The organism is Thermococcus profundus (assembly GCF_002214585.1).
GTDB lineage: Archaea > Methanobacteriota_B > Thermococci > Thermococcales > Thermococcaceae > Thermococcus > Thermococcus profundus.
Genome location: NZ_CP014862.1, coordinates 204,825 through 226,346, shown reverse-complemented (window position 1 = coordinate 226,346; position 21,522 = coordinate 204,825). Strand labels below are relative to the sequence as shown.

Below are 21,522 nucleotides of genomic sequence, written 5' to 3'. Positions count from 1 at the left end.
TGATATTTCCGGCTCCCTCTTATAATCCTAATGGTCGAAAGCTAAAAGGGCTAACTTTTAAACCTCCGTTCAAACTTTCCATGGGATAAAAATGATGGACTGGAAGAGGCAACTCCGCGAAGAGGGCTACCTAGAAATTCCAGGATTTAGAATAGAGCTCACCCTCGACAACACGTTTATGGATCTCGACTACATACCCAGGATAGCCGTTTTCTGGGAAGGCGACGATCACTGGCACGTCCTCAGGAACCCAATTCCCAGGGGAAGCACCCTGGAGGAAAACTGGGACAATGCCATCGCGGTTCTTGAGAAGATTGTGGCCGGAGATGAAGAGCCCAGATTCGACGATCCCGAAGTTGAGATGGCGTTCAAGAAAGCGATCAAAGTCCTTGAGAGCGATCGCTTCAATTCCATTTGAAGCTGTGGAACGGGTTATATACTTCGAGCGCGTACTTTTGGATGGTGAGGAGGATGAGGGCATATCTAACCATTCCAATCGTGATACTCATGCTCGCCCTCCCCATAGTTCAGGCCTGCATGAGCCCGTACGACCAGTACGCAGTTGAGATCGTAATGAACAAGCCGGGAGTTGAGTACAACCCCTCAGCCGGCGTACCTTCCACCGTGGTAGTAGAGAACGAGACTTTTGTTGTGAGGGTTTGGAACGGTGAAGATGGCCCGCATGTAAGGGTTGAGATCCCGCTGATCCATCGTATGGGTGCCTACTGGAGCTACACCGGCCCGGTTGTGATAACAAACGGGACAATTCAGAAGCTCATCAGCCGTGGGTGGATCGCCACCTCCATAATCCGAAACGGGTCGAGTATCGACGTTCTTCAAAAGGGCAACGTTACGGTAAAGATAAAGACCCCAAAAAGCGAGTGCACCTCCGACTCCGACTGCGCCACGGGCGGCTGTTCGGGGGAAATATGCGCTCCAAGGGATGAGGCAGGAAAAATAGTGAGTCCCTGCCTCTACGCCAGGTGGTACGACTGCCTCAAGCTTACGAGCTGTGGATGCGTGAACGGGGCCTGCTCATGGAAGCCCAACGAGGCCTTTAAAAAGTGCCTGAGGGAGCATGGAGTCGATCCATCAAAGGTTATAAGGGCAGGCGTTTCTGAGGTCACCGCAACGGGTCCAAACCCAGAGGAGCTCTCCGATGCCCTGAAGGAGTTCTTCAAAGCCACTGGAGCAAACTGCACGAAGTTCAACTTAATCTCGGGCTCCGAGGAGAAGCCTGCCTACGATCCTAGCAAAGTCGACGCTGAAAGAGTCCTGGAGAAAGCCCTTGAGTACCTCACTGAGAAGGGGATAATTACCGGTCTCACTGAGGAGGACGTTGCCCAGATAACCAGAATTGCCAAGTGGGGAGAAGCCGGCTACAACGGAAAGATCGGCTGGTATGAGACCAAGAACGGCACTTACGCCTGGATTCCCTACGACGAGAGCAAGAACCCAACCCTCGTGAGGTGCGGCTGGGTGGGTCCGCCGGTTTACGGCAACGCCTCATCCACAGAGGGGAACGGCACCCCTGGAACGGGCCACCTCAACCCCGGAAGCGGTCCGAACGTTACGGGGGGTTTCGGAAACCATACCGCACCAAACCCCGCCGTTAATGCCCCTCAGAACGAGATGACCTCCACCACAAAGACGGAGACTGGTTCCGCCATCTGCGGGCCGTCTTCCATCATTGGACTCGCTGTCCTAGTGAGGCTGATAAGGAAGAGAAAGTAAGTTATTTTGTTTTTCATAATTTTCAATTCGTGTTTTGATGGGTTAATTCCATTCTCATCAAAAATTTATACCCAAACTAGGCGGATAATGCAATCCAACGTACATTTTCACTGAGTTGATTAAGATCATGTACTATTTAAAGTATGGAAAAATATATAAACAATCTTAATGCTAGAATAATGCAGATTGATTGTTATCCTCGTGAGTATCAATCCTGGAGGTGGTCTCGTGAAGCCCAAGTCCCTGACATCTTTGTCCCTCCTGTTCCTTTTCCTCATTTCTGGAATGGTAGTTCCACAAGTTAGTGCCGGAGAGAAAATAACCGCTCCGGTGCCACTCTACCTGCTGACGAGCAACTTCACATATTCGATGTACGTTACCCCACCTTGCTTCCAGTATCCCAATAGGTATCTCGTCGAGTACGCGGTGATCAACGGAACTTTATGGGAGCTCAAGGGGCCCCTTTACACCGGGTGCAGGAACGTCTCGGGAATCGAAGTCAGAGTCGCTGGGATAGAAAACGAAAGCGACGAAAAACTTGCCTCGTTCCTCAGGGATTACTTCCATCTCGGGAACAATTCTCCAGTGAAGGCAATCCACGTGAAGGTGTACACTGATACCCCATACACCATCCCAGTAGAACTACGTTCTGAGAACATCACTATCTCATATTCTTCCTACAACTCCACTCACGAGTTAGTCGAGGTCTCGATTTCAAACACCACCCTCGGACTCGATTTTGGAGATATCTTGAACGATACCGGAGCCTCTTACCCACTCCCCAGCAGGATAGTCGTTAAGTTCCTCGCGAACAAGAAAAGCGGCGAAGCTTACCTTATAGACGGGGACAAGAAGACCCCCGTGGGCTTCCTTCCTCTCGTCCCCTTTGCAAAGAGCCCCCAAGATTTCTGGAGGAGGATCCTGGATTCAACCAGGTCAACGATAGACTCCCTGAAGAAGAACCCCTGGATAATTGAGAATCTCGTCCAGAAAGTCCGGCTCTCAAACGACACCGAGGCGGCCTCAACGCTCGTTTGGAACTTCGTGTTAAACGTAACCCCCCAGATGTTCCAGGACAAGTCTGCCTATCTCGGGGCCCCCCTGTATTTCAGCATGAGGTACGGCCATCCCCTCGAGTACGGAGGCCTATCAAGGCCCCTAGATCCCCTCAAAGCCACCACCGTTCACATAGAATGGTTCGACCGGATACCGAAGAACATCACAACCGACTCGCTCAAGAGGTACCTCTCCACTGGGGACGGGAACGCCCTAAAGCCAGCTATAAAAGAGGCTCTCGTCATTTACACCCCCACCCCAATGGAGTACGGTGTGGGTGATATGTATGCCCTCGCGGATGTGCTCTTTCCGCCCTTCCAATACCAGAACGATTCAGAACTGCTCACTGTTCCGCTTCCGGGGGAATACCGGAGGATGCTGAACGCGAGCTATCTGGTAATCTCGGCGTTTGATTTTGCAAAGGGATACTTCCACGTGCGCTACGACCCCACGTTCTTCTCCCCGGAGGATCTCCAGCTGAAGGAGTGGAACAAAACGTACTCCTGCGTTGATTACATAGAAAACGAGGTTCAGAACAATCTGACCAATATGATATTCAGCTTTGCAGTTAACAACAAGATAAAACCAGAGAAGCTGGACGAGATTTACCAAATCGTCAAGAATGGAGCCGAGATGTGTGGGGGCGTTAATCTGAGTGCCCTCCAGGATAACCTAACGACAACGTCATCATCCCCCGGAAACAAAACCTCCCCAGGGACAAAAACACTCAATAAGAGAACAGACCCGCCGCAGAAAAAAGACGATGCCTCCACCGGAGGGATATGCGGCCCCGCATCGCTGCTCGCCCTAACCGCCCTGCCGCTCCTATTGAAAAAGAAGAAAAAATGACCCTTTATTTTTTACCCCCCGCTAACGGGCGGGAACAGGGCAACGATGTCTCCGTCTTTTAATATTTCATCGAACCTGACGTAGCGGCCGTTTCTTGAAACGTTGACGTCGGCTAAATCATCATCCTCGGCGAAGACCTCGTTCTTCAGAACAGGGTGCCTCTCCTTTAAGAGCTCTATCAGATCCATGACAGTTGCCCCATCGGGGAGTTCTACCTCTTCCTCGCCCTTCCCGACAAGAGACCGGTAGCGTGCGAAGTACCTTACAGTAACTCTCATCCTCCTTCACCGAAGAGAGTTCAGAAAGGACCTAAAAAAAGTTTCCAAAAAAGATGTTAAAAGCCCAAGAGGGCGTGAGTCGTGAGATTAAACCGTCAGATGACCTCGCCGAAGGCGAACTTCCTCTTAACGGAGTTGATAACTATCTCAACCTCGTCCCCGACCTGGGTGTTCGGGACGAAGATAACGAACCCCTTTATCTTGGCGATGCCGTCACCGCCCTTACCAAGGCTCTCGATCCTAACCCTGTATCTCTCCCCAACCTTAACCGGGGCTTCCTGTCCATATCCACCAAATCTGTCTCCATACATATCCAACACCAACTCTTTCAACTTTCAGGGCTCTCCGGGAAAGACTCCAGAAGAGTCCCAAAACCGGTTCTCGGGAGAGTATATAAAGCTTTGGGTCCAAAATCTGGAAAAGAGGATCGGGTGAAGAATTCAGAGGACTTCAGGGCCCAAAGGAAGCCTTCTCTTGTGCTCGCTTCCCCTCACAAGCCTTTCGACGTGCTCGACCTTCTCAACGCCCACCCCAAGCTCCCCCGCGATTCTGTCCTTCGGCATCTCCAGGTCAACGAGCCGCCAGAGTATCTCGTCCAGCAGGCGGTAGCTTATCCCGAGCTCGTCTTCATCCGTCTGCCCCTCCCAGAGGCCCGCTGTGGGCTTCTTCTGAATTATCCTCTCCGGAACGCCAAGGAGCTTCGCTATCTCCCAGACCTCAGTCTTGTAGAGGTTTATGAGCGGTGCGTAGTCGCTCGCCCCATCACCCCATTTTGTAAAGTAGCCGACTAAAAATTCACTCCTGTTACTCGTTCCTAAGACCAAGCAGTTGAGCTGATTGGCGTGGGCGTAGAGGAGTATCATCCTCGTCCTTGCCATTATGTTGCCGAGGGAGCGGCTGTCCGGTTGAAAGCCGAGCTGGGAGGCAAAGGCATCGACTATGGGTTGGATGTTTATGATTTTGTACTCGATTCCAAGGCTCTCGCAGACGAGCCTGGCATCATCAACGTCGCGGTTTTCATAATAGGGCATTATCAATCCCAAAACCTTCTCCTTCCCAAGGGCCTTTGCCGCGAGGTAGGCAACGGTGGCGCTGTCCACCCCGCCGCTGATTCCCAAAACGACTCCATCTGCCCCTGCCTCATTAACCTTCTCCGAGATGAAGCCCGTCAGAATCTCGATGACCTTTTCATAGTCCAGTTTCCTCATCCCCACCACCGGTGCCTTTTGAATGGCTCCTCTTAAGCCGTTTTTGGTTGTTCCAGAATTAAACCTCAATCCAGGTGAAGTCCCTCGCCACCTTCCCCCTTATTCCGCTCTCCCTTACTCTTTTCTCAAGAACCTCGTGCGTGTAGTTGCTGTGGCTTATGTGGGCGAAGAGAGTGTAGGAAGCGTCCGTAAGTTCGGCCAGCTTAATGGCGTCTTCCACGCCGAGGTGCGTTCCGGGAATTGACTCCCTGTGGGTCATTTCCGCTATGAGGAGGTCAGCACCCTCGATGAGCTTAAGGGTATCCTTATCCTCCAGTATCTCCGGCCCGGTGTCGCCGGTTACGGCTATTCTCTTTCCTCTGATCTCGAAGACGAAGCCGCCGGAGTTCTCGATTGACTTGTGTACAGTTCTGAAGTGATAGACTCTCATCCCTTCAATCTCGTACCACCTCCCAAATTCAAGCTCGTGGTAGCGCCAGTCCCTGTTTTCTGGAGACGCTCCGCCGAGGAAAATCGCTGAGAGGTGCCTCGCCATCTCGACCGCCTGTCTGTGGGAGTAGACGTCCACTTCCCTGAAAACCTGAAGCTCCGGAAAGCCTGCTATGTGGTCGAAGTGGGCGTGGGTTATGAATACTTTCTCAATCCTCTTGTTCAGCCGTTCAAGGTGGTAGTGTAAATCCGGACTCGGATCAACGAGGATTCCGCCCTCGATGTAGAGAGAGAAGCGCGTCCTCCTCAACGCTGGGTTTATCCTCGCCCTCGAGCAGTTCTCGCAGGTGCAGAGGGGCTTTGGAGTCCCGCTGTAGGAACCTGAGCCGAGGACGACGACCTTCATAGTATCACCTCTTTCCGCTTTCCTCAAAGGCTATCATAAGCGTTCCGATGACCACAAGGAGGAAGCCGAGTAAATGATAAACCCCAACACTCTCCCCGAGGAAGGCTATAGCTACCGCTATCGTGACGGCCGGAGCTGGGGTGAGTATCACGGTGGCCTTTGAGAGGTTTATCCTTGAGATTGAGGCGTACCATAGGGTTTGAGTCGTTGCTATTATGACCCCTTCTGCAACGGCGAGCTTGGTTAGCCGAATTCCGCTCAGGAACGCGAGTGGGAGCAGGAGGAGAAAGCCAAAGGTGTTCCTGAGTGTAGCTATCGTCAGCGGCGAGTAGTCGGTGAACTTTGCAACAGTATGTCCCAGTTGCCAGAAGAGGGGCGTAAGGAGGAGCAGGAAGTCACCTTTCCTTGGCGTTATCCACTTTCCCTGCGTGAGTACTAGGAAGACCCCGCCGAAGAGCAGGAGAGAAGAGGTTAAGGCTTTTCCACTCACCCTCTCCCTTAAGAAGAGCCAGCCGATGGCGAGGGAGTAAAACACCTCAAGGCGTGTTATTATAGCCGAATTTGTGGCCGTGCTCATGCTGGTTCCGAGCGAGTAGAGGGAGTAGGCAATGGTGGTGGCGAAGAGACCAGTGAGGAAGGCCTTCTTAAGCTCGCCGGGCTTTTTTCTAATTTCTCTGAACTTTCCAGTCGCTAAAAGAACCACCCACAGGATAAGGGCCGCGAAGAAGATGGACAAAGTTATGAACCCGATTGGATTGGAGGGATTGGCCTTTATAACGGCCGACTCAAGGCCTAGAGCAAGGAGAACGAGGAAAGCGAGGAGAGTGCCTTCTGTTTCAGGATTCATGGAGAAGATTAGAGAAAACTGCAGATAAAAAGTTTAGGCCATACCAAAAAACTTTAAAATCTCCCCACCCTTTCTTTCTTCATGCTCGGTGGTCGTTTTTGGCCTTGGTGAAGTCCATCTCTTCTGCACCGCCTTAGTCTGGAGTTTCCTTTCCACTGGAAACGGAGGTGTTTGAATGGACGACTTTAAGGTTACCCCATGGGACGTTGAGGGTGTCGTGGACTACAACAAGCTGATAGAACAGTTCGGGACGAGCCCGCTGACGGACGAGCTTATAGAGAAGACCGCAGAGCTCACGAAGAGCGAGCTGCCTATATTCTTCAGGAGAAGGTTTTTCTTCTCCCACAGAGACTACGACAAGGTTCTGGCCGATTATGAAAACGGGAAGGGCTTCTTCCTCTACACGGGGAGGGGTCCGAGCGGTCCGATGCACATCGGCCACATAATCCCGTTCTTCGCGACCAAGTGGCTCCAGGAGAAGTTCGGCGTCAATCTCTACATCCAGATAACCGACGACGAGAAGTTCCTATTCAAGGAGAAGCTGAGCTTTGAAGACACCAAGAGGTGGGCCTATGAAAACATCCTCGACATCATAGCGGTCGGCTTCGACCCGGACAAGACCTTCATCTTCCAGAACAGCGAATTTACCAAGATATACGAGATGGCCATTCCAATAGCTAAGAAGATAAACTTCTCGATGGCCCGCGCGGTGTTCGGCTTCACAGACCAGAGCAAGATCGGAATGATTTTCTACCCTGCCATACAAGCGGCTCCAACGTTCTTCGAGAAGAAGCGCTGTCTGATTCCTGCCGCTATTGACCAGGACCCCTACTGGAGGCTCCAGAGGGACTTCGCTGAGAGTCTTGGCTACTACAAGACCGCGGCAATACACTCCAAGTTCGTGCCCGGTTTGACGAGCATGGGCGGCAAGATGAGCGCGAGCAAGCCCGAGACGGCCGTTTACCTCACCGACGATCCTGAGGAGGCTGGCAAAAAGATATGGAAGTTCGCCCTCACTGGAGGGAGGGCCACCGCCAAGGAGCAGCGCGAGAAGGGAGGTCAGCCTGAGAAGTGCGTCGTCTTCAAGTGGTTCGAGATATTCTTCGAACCGGACGACGAGAAGCTCATGGAGCGCTATAGAGCCTGTAAATCCGGCGAGCTTCTCTGCGGCCAGTGCAAGCGCGAGCTGATCGAGCGCGTCCAGAAGTTCCTCAAGGAGCACCAGAAGAAGAGGAAAGAGGCGGAAAAGAAGGTCGAGAAGTTCAAGTACACGGGTGAGCTCGCTCAGGAGCAGTGGGACAAGGCGATTCCTGAACCGCTGAAAACTTAAAAATTAAAGTTACCCTGTATCCTCCTTCAAACGTTTTCATATTCCCGAAACATTTTTATTTTCTGACTTGTAAAAGTTAGAACAGAGACCCCTCGGAGGGATCGAAGTTGAAAACAAAAGCAGTAGTTGCTCTTCTGGTTGCCCTTCTTGTTGTCGTCAGCGGGTGTATAGGCGGAGGAACACAGGAGAAGAGCACACCCTCAGCTACGTCGCAACCTCACGAGCAATCTGAAACCCAAACAACCTCATCAGCTCCGACGAATACCCAAAGGGAAGCACAAGACCAAACAAACCTGAAGACAGTAAATTTCTCAGAATTATTTTCAAAGGTAATTCAACTTTCATTAAATCCAACGGTCATTGAGAAAGGCAATCTTACGATAGAATACGACGGGAAGAGGATACACGGTCGTTATGACTTCGTCATCAGCAATCTGTCCGAGAGCGTCTTCTACCTTGGTGCAATGGGACTCCCAGATGACCCAACGGCTTTAATCCTGAACGTGAGCATCGAAGGCACTCCCCTGAACCTATCACGCCTAAAAGGGTACAGAGCCGGGAGTGAAGAGGTCTACGGCACCAGAATAAAGCCGAGTTACCTTATCGTATACGAGATCCCCGTGGATTCTTCCAAGAGTTCAATAAAAGGGACAATCACGTATTCGCTAAAGTATCCCCTGTTCCTTGACGATTTCTGGCAGTATGCAGGCTCTCCAATTATGGGGTTCTCCATCACCAACTCCAAGTCCTTTGGGTTAAACCTCACGTATTCACTGCCCGAAGGGTACAGTTTAGTGATCCCAGGTTACGGCGTCCTTACAGGCTCCGGAAGAATATCCGGCGATAGGTTGATGGATTCCCTCCACTGCTCGTTCATCCGGAGGGGTGAGATAGTCTCGGAAAAGTTCAGCGTTAGTGGCATCAACGTCACCGTTTACCTGGCCTCCAGTCAGTACGTACCGGAGGGGTGGAACAAGACAATAGCCCTCATAAAACAAGCGATAGGCTTATACTACAACATTACGGGGGTTAGGCCCGTTAACAGCACTTATATAGTGTTCAACCCGGACTTTAGTCGTTCCTTTGCACCAGAACCAGAAATGGGCATTATTATCATCGGTGGAAGGAGCAATATCAGAATTCTATATGAAAGAAAACCGAATAGCTTACCCCATGAGCTTGCCCACCTCTGGTTTGCAGGTTATGTTGGGGAGAGCCCATTTAACGAGGGCTTTGCCACGTACTTTGAAACCTTGGCCATTCAGAGGTTTACCCCCTGGGGGAAGCTTTATCTCAAAAGACAAGAGGATAACATCGAAAAATACGGAACGATTAGTATCAACGAGGCTTATAAGCTGACGGAAACAGGACAACATGCTCTCAACATGAGTGTTAGCGTGGTTATTTACCAGAAAGTCAACTTCTTCCTGCGCTCCCTTCAGTACCTCCTCGGCGATGAGACGTTTTCAAAAGGAATCCATACCCTCCTCGAACGGTGTCATGGAAAGGAGTACACCCTCACAGATATTCAAAAGAGTTTCGAAAAAGCGAGTGGCAAGGACCTCGACTGGTTCTTTGATGAGTGGATCAACAGTATTGCACTGCCCGATTACAAAGTTACCCAGCTGAAAATCTCGGAGAACGGAGGCGGATATAACCTAACTTTCACCATAACCGACGCCAACAACTTCACGATGCCAGTTCCGATCAGAATCTACCTGGAAAACGGTGAATATTTGGACGAGAGAATCTGGGTGAACGGTACTGCCACAGTAAGCCTTGAACTGCCGGGCAAACCGGTTAAGATCGTCATTGACCCCGAGGAAGTTATGGCAAACGTGAACAGGGAATCAAGAGTAAACGACGTGGCAGTGAAGGTAGACTGATTTACTCCCTTTTTCTCTATTTCAGCTTGACGCAACTAAAGTTTTATACCTCGAAGGCCAAGGACTGACGGTGCTGCAGAAATGCTCCGCCTCCCCTTCCGCGACGGCTTTTACGAACTCAGGCCGAGCAAGATAGTAGCGCTGGCCAAAAACTACGAGGAGCACGCAAAGGAAATGAAAAGCGACGTTCCAGAGAAGCCGGTCTTCTTCCTCAAGCCGCCGAGCGCCCTAATAGGCCCTGGAGACCCGATAATCCTTCCCAGGATGAGCAAGCGCGTTGACCACGAGGTCGAACTGGCTGTCATCATAGGAAAGAGGACAAAGCGCGTTCCTGCTGAGAAGGCGATGGACTACGTCATAGGCTACACCATAATGCTCGACATTACCGCTCGCGATCTCCAGGCAGAGGCAAGGAAAAAGGGCCTTCCCTGGACGATAGCGAAGGGCTTCGATACCTTCGCCCCCGTCGGGCCTAGGGTCGTTGATAAGCGCGAGTTAAAGATAGATGACCTTGAAATCGGCCTCAAGGTTAATGGAGAGCTGAGACAGCTTGGAAGGACGAGCGAGATGGTATTTAAAGTCCCGGAGCTGATAGAGTACATAAGCTCGGTGATGACGCTGGAACCGGGGGATATAATAGCCACAGGAACGCCGGCCGGCGTCGGCCCGCTCAGGCACGGAGACCACGTGGAGGCGTGGATAGAGGGGATAGGAAAGGTGGAGTTCGACGTTTTAAGCGAGGGATCTATACTGTGCTGAGTCACTCCAGGAATTACGATTTCCTACAAGTTCGCAAAGGAATCACTTGACTACATAGGTATGCACCATCAGTCCTCCGTGGCCGATGAGCCGGTGGTGAGCTATTTCGAACCCGTTCTCGGCTATGGCCTCCTCTATTGCCCTCTTTTCGGTCGTTATGAAAACTCCACGCTTCTCGAGGACTTTGGCGAGCTCGCTGAAGAACCCCCGGTAGAGCCCGGGTATCATGCTCTTCCGCCCTATCTTCAGGCCGTAGGGAAGGTTGCTAACGGCGAAGTCTACGCTCTCAACGTATTCGCTCAGCCTCGTCGCATCTCCGAGGACGAACTCCATCCTATCATGAACTCCGGCTACCAGGGCGTTCATCTCGGCCCCCCGCAGGTGCCTGCGGTACTTCTCCAGGCAGATTATCCTTCCCTGGTACCCTCTGAGGGCGAGCTCTATCGGAATAGTCCCGCTCCCGCAGAAGGGGTCCATAAAGGGCCCTCCGTCTGGCTCTGCCAGCTCTATGAGTGCGTTGGCTATGCTCGCCTTCAGGTGCGCAGGGTGGTCGTAGACGCGCCAGGGCCTCTTGTGGAGTGAACTGTCACCAGTGGTGTCTATTCCGACGAAGAAGACGTCCCCAACAAGCTCCGCCCTGAATATCACCGCCGGGTGGTCGAGGTTCACCTTTGGAGTCCCGAAGCGTTCCAATCTCTCAAAGATGGCCTTTCCAACGGTTCTTGAGATGTCGAGGCTCGTTATCCTGTGTTCGCCTTTCCTGAAGGGCCTCACTGCAAAGGGCTCACTCGTCTTGACGTACCTTTCCACCGGAAGCCCTGAAACGAAGTCCTCTATCCTCCTGAGGGCAGTTTCAGGTTCTTCCTCTTCAATTCCCTCAAACCTCTCTCTTGCTATCTCCTGGATAACCCTGTGGAGGAGCCTCGAGTTCTCGTTGAGGTAGGTTGCTATGCTCAGCTCCCTCTTTCTGCCCTTCTCATCGGTGTAATAGGCTTCACCAGCCTCAAGGAGCAGTCTTCCCTCAACACCTAAGGGCTTCTCCTCCACTCGAAACGGAACTCCAAGCCCCTCCATCAGCGAGGTGATCTCTCTTGCGGCTAGGTCTTCAATTCCCTGGGAGGTTGTGAGTAAGAGTCTCATCACTCCATCACCGCCACTACACCTTTCCACTTCTTCCCAAAGCACTCGCTCGCCAGAACGTGCTTCCCGGTCAGCTCCTCCAAGAGCTTTATCCCCCCGTCGCACTTCTTGAAGCCAGTTGCTATGCCAACGGTGAAGCCCTCAATCTCCCGGATTCCAACGCGTTTCTGGCCGTCGAACTTCGCCCTCAGCTCGTCTCCGTACTTCCACAGAATCCTCCTAGGGTCGAGAAGGAGGTCCTTTTCTATTCCGTCGAGGATGTCCTCAAAGTCCCAGAGGAAATCCCTCTTCTTTTCCTCCTCGTTCCCAAAGAGAGTGAACCTTCCGGTCTGCCATTCGCGGAGGAACCATCTGGCCGTTTCCTCTATGTCAACCTCACCGCCCGCCTTTATAAGGCCCCTTCTCTCGCCTATCCTCCTCAGGATGTCCTCCTCGCTCTCGAACTCCTCTATCCCAAACTTCTCCGTTATGGCCTCTTTCCTAGTTTCGAGGATTCTCCCGATGAGCTTTACCGCCGGTTTTACGGGTTCTTCTATCTTGTCAGCGGGAAAGCCGCCCCTGATGACCAGCTCGTCGAAATCATCTATCGGAATAACACCAGGGCTGTCTAGAAGCCATATTTTCTTGCTCAGCCTTATCAACTGCTTTCCCTTCGTGTAGCCCGGAATCGGTGCAGTTTTTACGGCTTTCCTTCCCTTCAGGGTGTTGATTATCGTGCTTTTGCCGACGTTCGGGTAGCCTATGAGGGCCACCTTAACCCGTTCTTTCTCGTCGAGGAAAGGTTTTGCGAGCTTTTTGATCTCCCTCCTTAGTATTCCCGTTCCCTTCCTCTCCCTAGCGGAGATGAAAACGACCGGGATCTCGCTCTTCCGTTTGTATTCTTCAGCCCACTCCTTGGGGACTAGGTCAGCCTTGTTCATGACTATGAGCAGGGGCTTTCCTTCTTCTTGGATCAGCCTCTCGAGCTTCCTGTTCCTCGTTCCAATTGGATCACGAGCATCAACTACCTCAACGACGATGTCAGCCTCATCCACTACCTCCCTCACCACTCGCCATGCCTTTCTCGCCTTCATCTCGCACCACCGTTATCTCAAAGATCACAGTCCCGCCGTCCGTGTAGGGCGGCCCGGGATCGAGGCACTGAACGTAGGCCTTATCCCGCCCACCGAGGCCTAACTCACTCGGCTTAATACCCTTTCGGAGGGCAACTATGTAGGGGAGGAAGGAAGCAAAGGCGTGGGTGCACACGGCATCGGTCTCTTTGAGGTTTATCGCCGGTCCTTCGATCACTATCCTGTCCCCCACCCGAAAGACAGGACATTTTCCCCGGATTTCCACAACGCGAATCTCTAGTTTTTCCATTTCTCTCACCGAAATCTAAATAAAGATTGAAGTTCAAAAAGCTAATTGACTTAAAGAAAGGGTATTACGATAACCCCTACGGTGGTGTTAACGGTGGCTGAGGATATAGAAGCCAAAATTCGAAGATTGAGAGAGCTGGGTAAGGCAACGAGTGCCGAGCCCGAGGCTCCCCCGACTCCTACCCCTGGACCTTCACCCAAGGCAAGACCCCCACGCCGCGTAAGACGTCTCAGCAATATTAGGGAGCGTGAGAGGAGAAAGAGGATCATCATAGGCGCCTCGATTCTCGTTATCATCATTCTAATAGCCTCTTTTGCCGCATACTCCTGGTACTCAAATAAAAAGGCTGATGAGCTCACAAAAGCCAAGCAGAGCAAGCTCAACGAGCTCAACGCGTATTTTAAGGGCCCTATTATGAACACCAGCTATGGAGCCGCGAAGTACAACGAACTCAAGAGGGAGATAGTGACGGCATCATCGGTGGATCAGGTGAGGGCGATAGATATTAAGTCCGCGTATCAGCAGGTTTACCAGAAGTACCAGCAGGAGCTCGAGGAGAAGAGAAAGCAGGAGGAGCTTAGAATTCTTAACCAGGCAAAAGAAAAGAAGAAGGAAGAGATAGAGCTGGCATTCCAGCCCCTCCTCTCCCAGCCCCTGCCTGACGAAGTAAGGAGCCACGCCCTCCAGGTGAAGGAATCCCTCATAGACCAGGTCGAGAGCGCGAACTCCGTCGCCGATGTGAACGGTACCGACCCGACCCCGTACCTCCTCCAGCTCTGGAGAGAATACTACGACTACAAAGTCGACTCAATAAGCGGTGACTACGTTGTTCTCGAGTTCAATAGAGCAAAGAGGATCTACACCAAGGAGCAGGCGAAGGCCGTTATAGGAAGCATCATGAACTACACCAAGCTGATGGGATACCGCGTCGATGAGGTTAAGTTCGTCAAGATGGCGCTCCTCCTCACCAGGGACAGGGTGGTCGGAGGGTTCCTCGAGCCAGGGGCTAAAGTTATGATATTCGCTCAGAACCTCACAGGAAAGCGGTACCTCCAAATAGCCGACTTCGGGTACGTTGATACTGTTCTGTTGCCTGCCGACGCCGGGATAATAAACCTGAACGAACAGCAGGGCAGCAGCAGCTCCAGCAGCTCAAGTTCGAGCAGCTCATCCAGCTCAAGCTCCCAGAACTCGGCCAACGCCGGCGATACCACCGTCTCAACCGGAGGAAGTTCGAGCAGCTCATCAAGCTCGAGCCAGAGCTACACAGACTCATCATCAGCATCGTACTATTACTCCGTCGACCTCGGCGAGATCATGAAGGCAATATCCTCGGGCAAGATACAGGGATCGGAAGAGGCCCTGAAGCAGCTTAAAAACTACGGCGACAACCTTCTGGCCCTGGAAAAAACCCTCCAGCTTCAGAACGTTCCGAACGGAGTTCCTTTCCTCGTTATTGTGGAGGTACCATCCGTTTACGTCCCAGACGTCCTCACGCACCTGAACACGGTCTACATAGGGGAGATAGTTGAGGAAAAGACCTAGGGGTGAGAACAATGGCTTCAGCTCGCTTCTTTCCTTTCCTCATGATTTCATTGTTGTTCTTATCCCTCCCGGCTCTGGCCGAGAACTACCCCCTGCCCGGCCAGGACTACAATAACATAGGGGTGAGGGGGGAGCTGATTCTTGACGTCAACGTCACCCTCATCAACCTCGCCCCATATCCCAAATTCGTCGTGGTCAACCCATTCTATGACTTTCAGGTCTACCGCATGAACAACGACGAGGCGATGGTCGGGTTCAGGAACGAGACAAGCGGCGAGATAGTTCACGTTCTCCCCCAGGATCTCTCCAAGAACACCCTCAACTACCGTGTCGGCTTCTGGGTGTACCCCTACGAGACCGTTAAGGTGGCCTTTAGAATAACTCAGGAACACCACTACACCCTCTCACTGAAAGACTACCGGGACTCCTGCAGTGGAGACGCAGGTATTGAGTCTCAGAACTACGAAAACGGAACCCTAACAGGCGGGAGGATAAACGTCGTCGAGGATCTCAGCCAGCCGATCTGCGGGGTAGTCTATCCGCAGCTCCTCAACTACCCCCTCGTGGTTCGCTTCAACGAGATAATGCCCTCAATGGACGGCTACGTAAAGATGCTCAAATATGAAGGAACTATCAAGATGGAGCTCACGGACGTCCCCGACACCCAGGACGACAACAGCACGCTCAACAGGGAATTCCCACTATTCTTCGCCGTGTCGGAGCCGGTGATATTCTACAACGCAACGAGCTACGGATACGAGCCCACATACTCCATGAACTTCAGCGAGTATATGAACTTCATCCTGGGATACCGCGGCCTTGAGAACCCAGCTCCCAGCGGTGCCGACATCCCCCAGAGAAAAGACAGCGGCCTGTTTAAGCTCACCAACAGGCTAATATCCGGACCCACGATGCCCGAACTTCCAGAAACTCCTACGATAAAGAAATACCCGCTGGATTTCCGCATCTGGGTCGTCTACATGGGGGAGGGAGTAAACAGCTTCGAGATAAAATACAGCGTGAGATGGGATAATTACGCCGGGTGAGATTTGTGGCGGAGGAGAAGAAGAAAAAAAACCTCTCCGGATCCTGGATAGATGAGATATTGGGTGGAAAGAGCGATCCTCTAGCGAGTGTTTTCGGAAGGGAAAGGGAGGAGAAGAAGGAGGAAACCCCCCTTCCGTTTGTGAGTGGAGGAAAATCTCCCCTGGACGAGATACTTGGAAAAGAGGAGGAACCCGAGACCCCTAAAGCGCCCCTACCGAAGAAACCCTCAAACCCGCTGGAGGAAATCCTGGCGGCACAGGAGGAGAAAAAGGGCCCCGAAGCAGTCCAGCCAAAGAAATCCGGGCCCCTTAAAGGAGCAATACCCAAGAAGAAAGCAACTACCAAGCCCGAGGAGAAGCAACCTCTCAGATCCACGGGGGTCGATCTTCTCGGCCAGATACTCGGTGGGGGAGCAAAAGCCGCAGCTCCAGCGGCCCCAACCGCGGCCCCCAAACCCCCGGCAAAGGCACCGCTTCCCCTCCCAAAGCCCAGGTCTTCACTGGGCCTCCAGAGCATCATTGGCGAGACGAAACCCGAGGAGATGTCCTACGGCGGAAGGGCAAAGGTTCTCGACGCCTATGGAAACGTAAGGATACTCAAGGTAAAGGGCGAACCCGTTCCGATATACGAGCTCAGACTTCCGAAGCTCTCCAAGGAAGAGGAAACCCTCGTGAGGCAGGTGAGGGAGAGGGCCATAACGGAAATCCAGATAGATCCAACGCTCATCCCCAACTACGAGGAGCGGAGAAAGATATTCCTAAGGGAAGTCAAGAGGATGCTTAAAGAGGCCGCCCCGAACTTCTCTGAAGGCAGGCTGGAGCTCCTCGCAAACCTTATAGTCCAAAACATGCTCGGTTACGGCCTCCTTGACCCCCTCGTCCGCGACGACAACCTAGAGGAGATCATGGTGATAGGTACCGGGAAGCCAGTCTACGTCTGGCACAGAAGGTTCTACATGTGCAAGACCAACATCGTGTTCAAGGAGGAGAGGGAGGTACTCAACATCATCGAGAGGATAGCGAGGGAGGTCGGCAGGAGGATCGATCAGCAGAGCCCCCTCTTGGATGCCCGTCTCCCAGATGGAAGCCGTGTAAACGCCACAATCCCGCCGATAAGCCTTGACGGACCGACGATAACCATCCGTAAGTTCAAGCGAGATCCGCTCACGATAATAGACCTCATAAAATACGGCACCATGAACACGGACGTAGCTGCCTTCCTCTGGATCCTCGTGGACGGCCTCGGAGTAAAGCCCGCCAACATACTCGTCGCGGGAGGTACCGGTTCCGGTAAGACCACAACTCTGAACTCCCTCGCAATGTTCATTCCCCCAAGCGAGCGCGTCATCTCAATTGAGGACACGGCCGAGCTCCAGCTCCCGGTGGAGCACTGGGTAAGGCTCGAGACAAGACCCCCCAACCTTGAGGGGAAGGGAGAGGTCACGATGGACGATCTCGTCAAGAACACCCTCCGTATGCGTCCGGACAGGATCATAGTCGGTGAGGTCCGTGGTCCAGAGGCAAGGACGATGTTCACGGCAATGAACACGGGGCATAATGGCGCCCTCTACGACTTCTCGGTAATACAGCTCTCCGATGGAAAGTTCGTCCTGATAGGCGACGTCGTTGAAGAACTATTCAGCAAGTACTCGGACAGAATAAAGACCTACAAGGACCTGGAGTATATAGAGCTCGAGCCAGAAGACCGCTTTGAGGTGGTTAGCGTTGGGCCGGACTTGAAGGCCGGGAAACACACGGTCACAGCGGTGTGGCGCAGGAAGGTAAGAAAGGGCGAAAAGCTGATGCGGATAAGAACAAGAACTGGCAACGAGGTCATCCTGACGAAAACCCACCCCTTCTTCGTCTTCAGCGACGGTGATGTAGTGAGGAAAGAGGCGGAGAAGGTCAGGCCCGGTGATAGGGTCGCGGTGATGATGAGGCCCCCGAAGGCTCCCCAGGGTCGGGCCATAATTCCCGACGAAGTCTACGCTGGAATAAGCGATTACTACCTTGTCCCAAACGGGAACGGGATGAAGAAAGTCCCAAACAGAGGCATGCCTCCAAAGAACGCTGAATACCTCCTCTCCAAGAACTCAAAGCCGGTAAAACTCGTCCGGGAGGTTGGAAACAGCCTCGCCTACACAGCCGGGGTGATACTCGGAGATGGCTACCTCTCTTCGAACGGCTACTACCTCTCCGTCACCTTTGATGATCCCAGCTATATGAACGCGTTCACATCCGCGATCTCGAAGTTCCTGCCGGAGTCAGAACCTCGGATAAGAGACCACGGAACGAGCAAGGTGGTAACCTACGGCTCCAGGATATTCAGCGAGGTGCTGTCTAGGATATTTGGAATCCCCAAGGGCAAGAAATCAGCGGTGTGGGATGTACCGGACATCGTTCTCACCAACGACGACCTGATGAGGTACTTTATAGCCGGCCTCTTCGATGCCGATGGCTCAGTTGACGAGAACGGGCCGGCGGTGATCATTACCACGAAGAGCGAAAGCGCCGCCAGAAAAATCTGGTACGCCTTCCAGAGGCTCGGGATAATAAGCACAGTTTCCCGGGTGAAGAACAGGGGCTTCAAAGAGGGCACCATATTCAGGGTAATCGTCAGAGGTGTTGAAGATCTGAGAAAGTTCGAGTCACTAATACCGCTTTCCCATTCACGGAAGAGGGAGAAGCTGAGGAGAATCCTCCGGGAGAAGCGGCCGTACCGTGGAAGGCACACCTACAGGGTTCCGATATCCCCCGAGATGATAAAGCCATTGCGTGTCAGATTGAACCTGACGGTTGCTGAGCTTTCAAAACTGGCCTCGAACTATGCTGGAGAAAAAGTCACGGAGAGCCTGATAAGGCACGTCGAGAAAGGCAGAACCTCCGAGATAAGGCGCTCGGCACTCAGAGGGATAGCCCTCGCCCTCCAAAAGGTAGCGGAGGACGTGGGGGACGAGGATGCCTGGGTGAAGGCAAAGAGACTTGAGCTGATAGCTGAGGGGGACGTTTACTGGGACAGGGTCGTTGAGGTTGAGGAGATTGCACCGGAGGAAGCGGGGATAGAGTATCTGTACGACCTAACCGTCGACGAGGATCACAACTACGTTGCCAACGGTATACTCCTCTCAAACTGTATGGGCACGATCCACTCCAACAGCGCCCGTGAGACCATAGTCAGGCTTGAAAGTCCGCCGATGAACGTCCCCAGGATAATGATCCCCGCCCTTGACATAATCCTGATGCAGGTTCGCTTCCACAGCAGGAAAAAGGGAACCGTCAGAAGGGTCACGGAGATAGCGGAGATCTCCGGTGTCGAGGGTGAGAACATACAGCTCAACAAGCTCTACAAATACGATCCTGCCAAAGACGAACTCCTGCCGACGGAGGTACCCAGCAGGGTTCTCAACGAACTCTCAAGACACACGGGAATGAGCGTGAGCGAGCTGGAGATAGAGAGGGAGAAGAGAAAGATAGTGCTGGAGTGGATGATAGAGAAGGGCATAAGGAGCATAGACGACGTGGGGCACTACATAAAGATGTTCTACATCGATGAGGACGGTCTGCTGGAGAAGATAGAGAGGGAGAGCTCCCCGCAGGTTCAGGAGCAGATCAGGAATATAACGTGAGGGGGTCAAAGGATGGGTCTCATGGAATCTTTCCTCAATTTCCTTGAAAGGCTCGGCGGCACAACAATAGAGGTGACCGAGCGCCCTGTACGGAGGATCCCCCAAGGCAAGAGCATCCAGGAGAGGCTCAAATCACTGAAAGAACTCCAGAAGGAGATCGAAGAAACCCAGCAAACTGAAAAGGAAAGAGAGCTCGACGAGATCGTGGAGTGGAGGAGAAAGGAGATCCAATCTTCGTTCGGGGATAGGCTGGCGGAGGCGTTCCTATCAAGGTTCAAGGGGCCGATCCAATCGCTGACCCATTTAATAAAAGGCCTCGACTACGACCTCTACAGGGCCAACATGAGAATGTCCAAAGAAAAGTACGTGGCGCTGATGGTGGTAACCGCCATCTTCGTGGCCGTGTTCAGCTTCCTAATAGCGATTCTAATGGAGATGGACATGTTAACCAGCACGATGGTGGGCTTCCTGGGGTTCATAGGCGGGTTCCTCTACATGAGGAACTACCCAAAGATAGTCTGGAGGCGGAGAGTGACTGAAGTAGAGAAGGCCCTTCCCTACGTGCTGCGTCACATCGCTTCCCTCCTGAGCGCGGGAGTTGGTATAGCCGAGGCCCTGGTGTCGGTCTCTAAGGCAGACTACGGCGTCGCCTCAGAGGAGTTTGAGCTCATAGTAAGGGACATGAGGACCGGCTCCTCCTTTGAAGAGGCACTGGAGAAGTTCGAGGAGAGAATGGCCTCGGAGAGCGTCAGCAGAGTGGTCAAGCAGATACTAAGGGCCATCAAGTTCGGTGGCAACCTGGCGGAGATACTCTACAAGATGGCGGAGGATTTCGCATTCGAGTACAGGATGAAGCTTGTCGAATACGTTCAGAAGGTCAACGGTATAGCCTTCATCTACATGTTCATGAGCATAGTCATGCCTACGATGTTCATCGTTGCCATCCTAGCAGGATCTTCCTTCAGCGCCGCGGGGGGAGGCGGCGGACTTGCCATGTCCCCCAGTGCACTGGCAACCATACTCCTGTTTGCGTTTCCAATGCTGTCCGTGATAATAGTCGTGATGATCAAGCGCAGTGAGCCCAAGTGAGGGGGGAGTTGTAATGGAGAAAAAGCAAAGATCTCAGAGGGTAGGCCTCCTGCTTACCAAGCTGTTGGAGAGAATACTCCCGGAGAAATGGGTGAAGAGGTACGAGATATTCATTTACTCGGCCGGAATAGAGTTCCTCGCCATAGAGTACCTCCTCGTGTCGATACTGATGGCGGTGATCCTCGGAGCCGCGGTTATGATAGTGGCCCCCCTCAAGTACGGGCTGGCGACTCTGCTCACTGTTTTTCTAGGAATGGCCTTCGCCTATCCCTACTGGAGGATCTCAAAGAAAACCGAAGAGATGGAGACGAACCTCCCCGATGCGTTCTTTTACCTGGCAAGCTCCCTAAGGGCGGGAATATCATTCTCAGAGGCCCTCGAAGACCTGACGACGGCGAAGTTTGGGGCGCTGACGGACGAGTTCAAGAGAGTTGTAAACGAGATACGGAGGGGCCGCTCCACGGTCGAGGCCCTGAAGGCAATGGCGGTGAGGAACAGGAAGTCGCCGGTCATCTACCGCTCCCTCATGATAATAATCGAGGCCCTGGAAAGGGGAGCACCAATGAGCGACGTTCTGGTCTACGTTGCCAACGATGTAAGGGAGATACTCAGGATAAGGAAGGAGAGGAAAGCTTCAACTGGAATGCAGATGATGTTCTTCATAATCACCAGCGGCTTCGTGGGGCCGGCCATCGTGGGAATCGTCGGAAAGATAATGTATCAGATGATCCAGGGCCCAGCGGCGGCGGATATACCAACGGTCATCAACATACTCTTCGGCTTTGTCATAATACAGGCCATAGTTTCCGGCCTCGGAATTGGGGTTATCAGGGAGGGCAAGTTTTCAGCGGGGGCAAAGTACGCGGTACTGCTCGTGGTGATGGCGGCAGCGGTCTTCCAGGGAACGAAGCTAATGAGCATCGGCTTCTAAA

Annotated in this window: 19 protein-coding genes; 11 read left to right on the top strand and 8 right to left on the bottom strand. The window is 52.7% G+C overall.

The window, feature by feature from the left end; translation table 11 throughout:
* Window positions 1–91: 91 nt before the first annotated feature.
* The 3 genes from A3L09_RS01205 (at window position 92) to A3L09_RS01195 (ending at window position 3,639) form a co-directional block, all read left to right on the top strand.
* Entirely contained in the window at window positions 92–418 is a 327-nt protein-coding gene (locus tag A3L09_RS01205; RefSeq protein WP_335755339.1) for a hypothetical protein, read from the top strand.
* A 41-nt stretch (window positions 419–459) separates the two neighbouring features.
* Entirely contained in the window at window positions 460–1,734 is a 1,275-nt protein-coding gene (locus A3L09_RS01200) for a CGP-CTERM-anchored Cys-rich protein (protein ID WP_088857244.1), read from the top strand.
* Between the two features lie 228 nt (window positions 1,735–1,962).
* Complete coding sequence (locus A3L09_RS01195) at window positions 1,963–3,639, top strand: CGP-CTERM sorting domain-containing protein (RefSeq protein WP_088857243.1); 1,677 nt, start codon at window positions 1,963–1,965, stop codon at window positions 3,637–3,639.
* An 11-nt stretch (window positions 3,640–3,650) separates the two neighbouring features.
* Here A3L09_RS01195 and A3L09_RS01190 read toward each other — a convergent pair whose 3' ends face one another.
* The 5 genes from A3L09_RS01190 to A3L09_RS01170 all read right to left on the bottom strand — a co-directional run bounded on the left by A3L09_RS01190 (window position 3,651) and on the right by A3L09_RS01170 (window position 6,807).
* A complete protein-coding gene (locus A3L09_RS01190; RefSeq protein WP_088857242.1) occupies window positions 3,651–3,917 on the bottom strand; it encodes a ubiquitin-like small modifier protein 1 in 267 nt (88 codons plus the stop codon).
* A 95-nt stretch (window positions 3,918–4,012) separates the two neighbouring features.
* Window positions 4,013–4,228, bottom strand: coding sequence for a TRAM domain-containing protein (locus A3L09_RS01185; RefSeq protein WP_088857241.1), 216 nt, complete (start codon window positions 4,226–4,228; stop codon window positions 4,013–4,015).
* A 129-nt stretch (window positions 4,229–4,357) separates the two neighbouring features.
* Window positions 4,358–5,125: an NAD+ synthase gene (locus tag A3L09_RS01180; RefSeq protein ID WP_088857240.1), complete on the bottom strand. Its 768-nt coding sequence runs from the start codon at window positions 5,123–5,125 to the stop codon at window positions 4,358–4,360.
* 58 nt (window positions 5,126–5,183) lie between these two features.
* Window positions 5,184–5,960 (bottom strand): MBL fold metallo-hydrolase, encoded by a 777-nt coding sequence (locus A3L09_RS01175; protein WP_088857239.1) that lies wholly within the window; start codon window positions 5,958–5,960, stop codon window positions 5,184–5,186.
* 4 nt (window positions 5,961–5,964) lie between these two features.
* Window positions 5,965–6,807, bottom strand: a complete 843-nt coding sequence (locus tag A3L09_RS01170) for a DMT family transporter (RefSeq protein WP_088857238.1) — start codon at window positions 6,805–6,807, stop codon at window positions 5,965–5,967.
* A 175-nt stretch (window positions 6,808–6,982) separates the two neighbouring features.
* On the opposite strand from A3L09_RS01170, the gene A3L09_RS01165 reads away from it, so the two are divergent.
* From A3L09_RS01165 to A3L09_RS01155, 3 genes are all read left to right on the top strand, one after another.
* On the top strand, window positions 6,983–8,137 hold the full coding sequence (locus A3L09_RS01165) for a tryptophan--tRNA ligase (protein WP_088857237.1): 1,155 nt from the start codon (window positions 6,983–6,985) through the stop codon (window positions 8,135–8,137).
* A gap of 107 nt (window positions 8,138–8,244) precedes the next feature.
* Window positions 8,245–10,023, top strand: a complete 1,779-nt coding sequence (locus tag A3L09_RS01160; RefSeq protein ID WP_088857236.1) for a M1 family aminopeptidase — start codon at window positions 8,245–8,247, stop codon at window positions 10,021–10,023.
* Window positions 10,024–10,104: 81 nt separating this feature from the next.
* Window positions 10,105–10,782 (top strand): fumarylacetoacetate hydrolase family protein, encoded by a 678-nt coding sequence (locus tag A3L09_RS01155; protein WP_088857235.1) that lies wholly within the window; start codon window positions 10,105–10,107, stop codon window positions 10,780–10,782.
* A gap of 42 nt (window positions 10,783–10,824) precedes the next feature.
* Here the strand turns inward: A3L09_RS01155 and trm14 are convergent, their stop codons facing one another.
* The 3 genes from trm14 to A3L09_RS01140 are packed head-to-tail and all read right to left on the bottom strand — an operon-like array spanning window position 10,825 to window position 13,284.
* Window positions 10,825–11,922, bottom strand: coding sequence for a tRNA (guanine(6)-N2)-methyltransferase (trm14, locus tag A3L09_RS01150; RefSeq protein WP_088857234.1), 1,098 nt, complete (start codon window positions 11,920–11,922; stop codon window positions 10,825–10,827).
* Complete coding sequence (locus A3L09_RS01145; protein WP_088857233.1) at window positions 11,922–12,995, bottom strand: GTPase; 1,074 nt, start codon at window positions 12,993–12,995, stop codon at window positions 11,922–11,924. The genes trm14 and A3L09_RS01145 overlap by 1 nt, the downstream gene beginning before the upstream one ends.
* Entirely contained in the window at window positions 12,949–13,284 is a 336-nt protein-coding gene (locus tag A3L09_RS01140) for a TIGR04076 family protein (protein ID WP_088857232.1), read from the bottom strand. The genes A3L09_RS01145 and A3L09_RS01140 overlap by 47 nt, the downstream gene beginning before the upstream one ends.
* Window positions 13,285–13,377: 93 nt before the next feature.
* Here A3L09_RS01140 and A3L09_RS01135 point away from each other — a divergent pair, with 93 nt between their 5' ends.
* From A3L09_RS01135 to A3L09_RS01115, 5 genes are read left to right on the top strand one after another with little or no spacing between them, the layout of a single operon-like run.
* Window positions 13,378–14,829: a DUF515 domain-containing protein gene (locus A3L09_RS01135; protein ID WP_088857231.1), complete on the top strand. Its 1,452-nt coding sequence runs from the start codon at window positions 13,378–13,380 to the stop codon at window positions 14,827–14,829.
* Between the two features lie 11 nt (window positions 14,830–14,840).
* Entirely contained in the window at window positions 14,841–15,875 is a 1,035-nt protein-coding gene (locus A3L09_RS01130; RefSeq protein ID WP_088857230.1) for a hypothetical protein, read from the top strand.
* 5 nt (window positions 15,876–15,880) lie between these two features.
* Window positions 15,881–19,501 carry an ATPase, T2SS/T4P/T4SS family gene (locus A3L09_RS01125; protein WP_088857229.1) on the top strand — a complete coding sequence of 1,207 codons (3,621 nt, stop codon included), beginning with the start codon at window positions 15,881–15,883 and terminating at the stop codon, window positions 19,499–19,501.
* A gap of 12 nt (window positions 19,502–19,513) precedes the next feature.
* Window positions 19,514–20,590, top strand: a complete 1,077-nt coding sequence (locus A3L09_RS01120; protein WP_088857228.1) for a type II secretion system F family protein — start codon at window positions 19,514–19,516, stop codon at window positions 20,588–20,590.
* Window positions 20,591–20,603: 13 nt separating this feature from the next.
* Window positions 20,604–21,521, top strand: coding sequence for a type II secretion system F family protein (locus A3L09_RS01115; protein ID WP_088857227.1), 918 nt, complete (start codon window positions 20,604–20,606; stop codon window positions 21,519–21,521).
* Window position 21,522: the final 1 nt, after the last annotated feature.

Excerpts from the sequence above, each read along its gene's own strand:
- A3L09_RS01190 (WP_088857242.1), bottom strand. The coding sequence starts at position 3,917 with ATGAGAGTTACTGTAAGGTACTTCGCACGCTACCGGTCTCTTGTCGGG.
- A3L09_RS01180 (WP_088857240.1), bottom strand. The coding sequence starts at position 5,125 with ATGAGGAAACTGGACTATGAAAAGGTCATCGAGATTCTGACGGGCTTC.
- A3L09_RS01175 (WP_088857239.1), bottom strand. The coding sequence starts at position 5,960 with ATGAAGGTCGTCGTCCTCGGCTCAGGTTCCTACAGCGGGACTCCAAAG.
- A3L09_RS01185 (WP_088857241.1), bottom strand. The coding sequence starts at position 4,228 with ATGTATGGAGACAGATTTGGTGGATATGGACAGGAAGCCCCGGTTAAG.
- A3L09_RS01145 (WP_088857233.1), bottom strand. The coding sequence starts at position 12,995 with ATGAAGGCGAGAAAGGCATGGCGAGTGGTGAGGGAGGTAGTGGATGAG.
- A3L09_RS01120 (WP_088857228.1), top strand. The coding sequence starts at position 19,514 with ATGGGTCTCATGGAATCTTTCCTCAATTTCCTTGAAAGGCTCGGCGGC.
- A3L09_RS01130 (WP_088857230.1), top strand. The coding sequence starts at position 14,841 with ATGGCTTCAGCTCGCTTCTTTCCTTTCCTCATGATTTCATTGTTGTTC.
- A3L09_RS01165 (WP_088857237.1), top strand. The coding sequence starts at position 6,983 with ATGGACGACTTTAAGGTTACCCCATGGGACGTTGAGGGTGTCGTGGAC.
- A3L09_RS01155 (WP_088857235.1), top strand. The coding sequence starts at position 10,105 with ATGCTCCGCCTCCCCTTCCGCGACGGCTTTTACGAACTCAGGCCGAGC.
- A3L09_RS01200 (WP_088857244.1), top strand. The coding sequence starts at position 460 with ATGGTGAGGAGGATGAGGGCATATCTAACCATTCCAATCGTGATACTC.
- A3L09_RS01140 (WP_088857232.1), bottom strand. The coding sequence starts at position 13,284 with ATGGAAAAACTAGAGATTCGCGTTGTGGAAATCCGGGGAAAATGTCCT.
- A3L09_RS01205 (WP_335755339.1), top strand. The coding sequence starts at position 92 with ATGATGGACTGGAAGAGGCAACTCCGCGAAGAGGGCTACCTAGAAATT.
- A3L09_RS01170 (WP_088857238.1), bottom strand. The coding sequence starts at position 6,807 with ATGAATCCTGAAACAGAAGGCACTCTCCTCGCTTTCCTCGTTCTCCTT.
- A3L09_RS01115 (WP_088857227.1), top strand. The coding sequence starts at position 20,604 with ATGGAGAAAAAGCAAAGATCTCAGAGGGTAGGCCTCCTGCTTACCAAG.
- trm14 (WP_088857234.1), bottom strand. The coding sequence starts at position 11,922 with ATGAGACTCTTACTCACAACCTCCCAGGGAATTGAAGACCTAGCCGCA.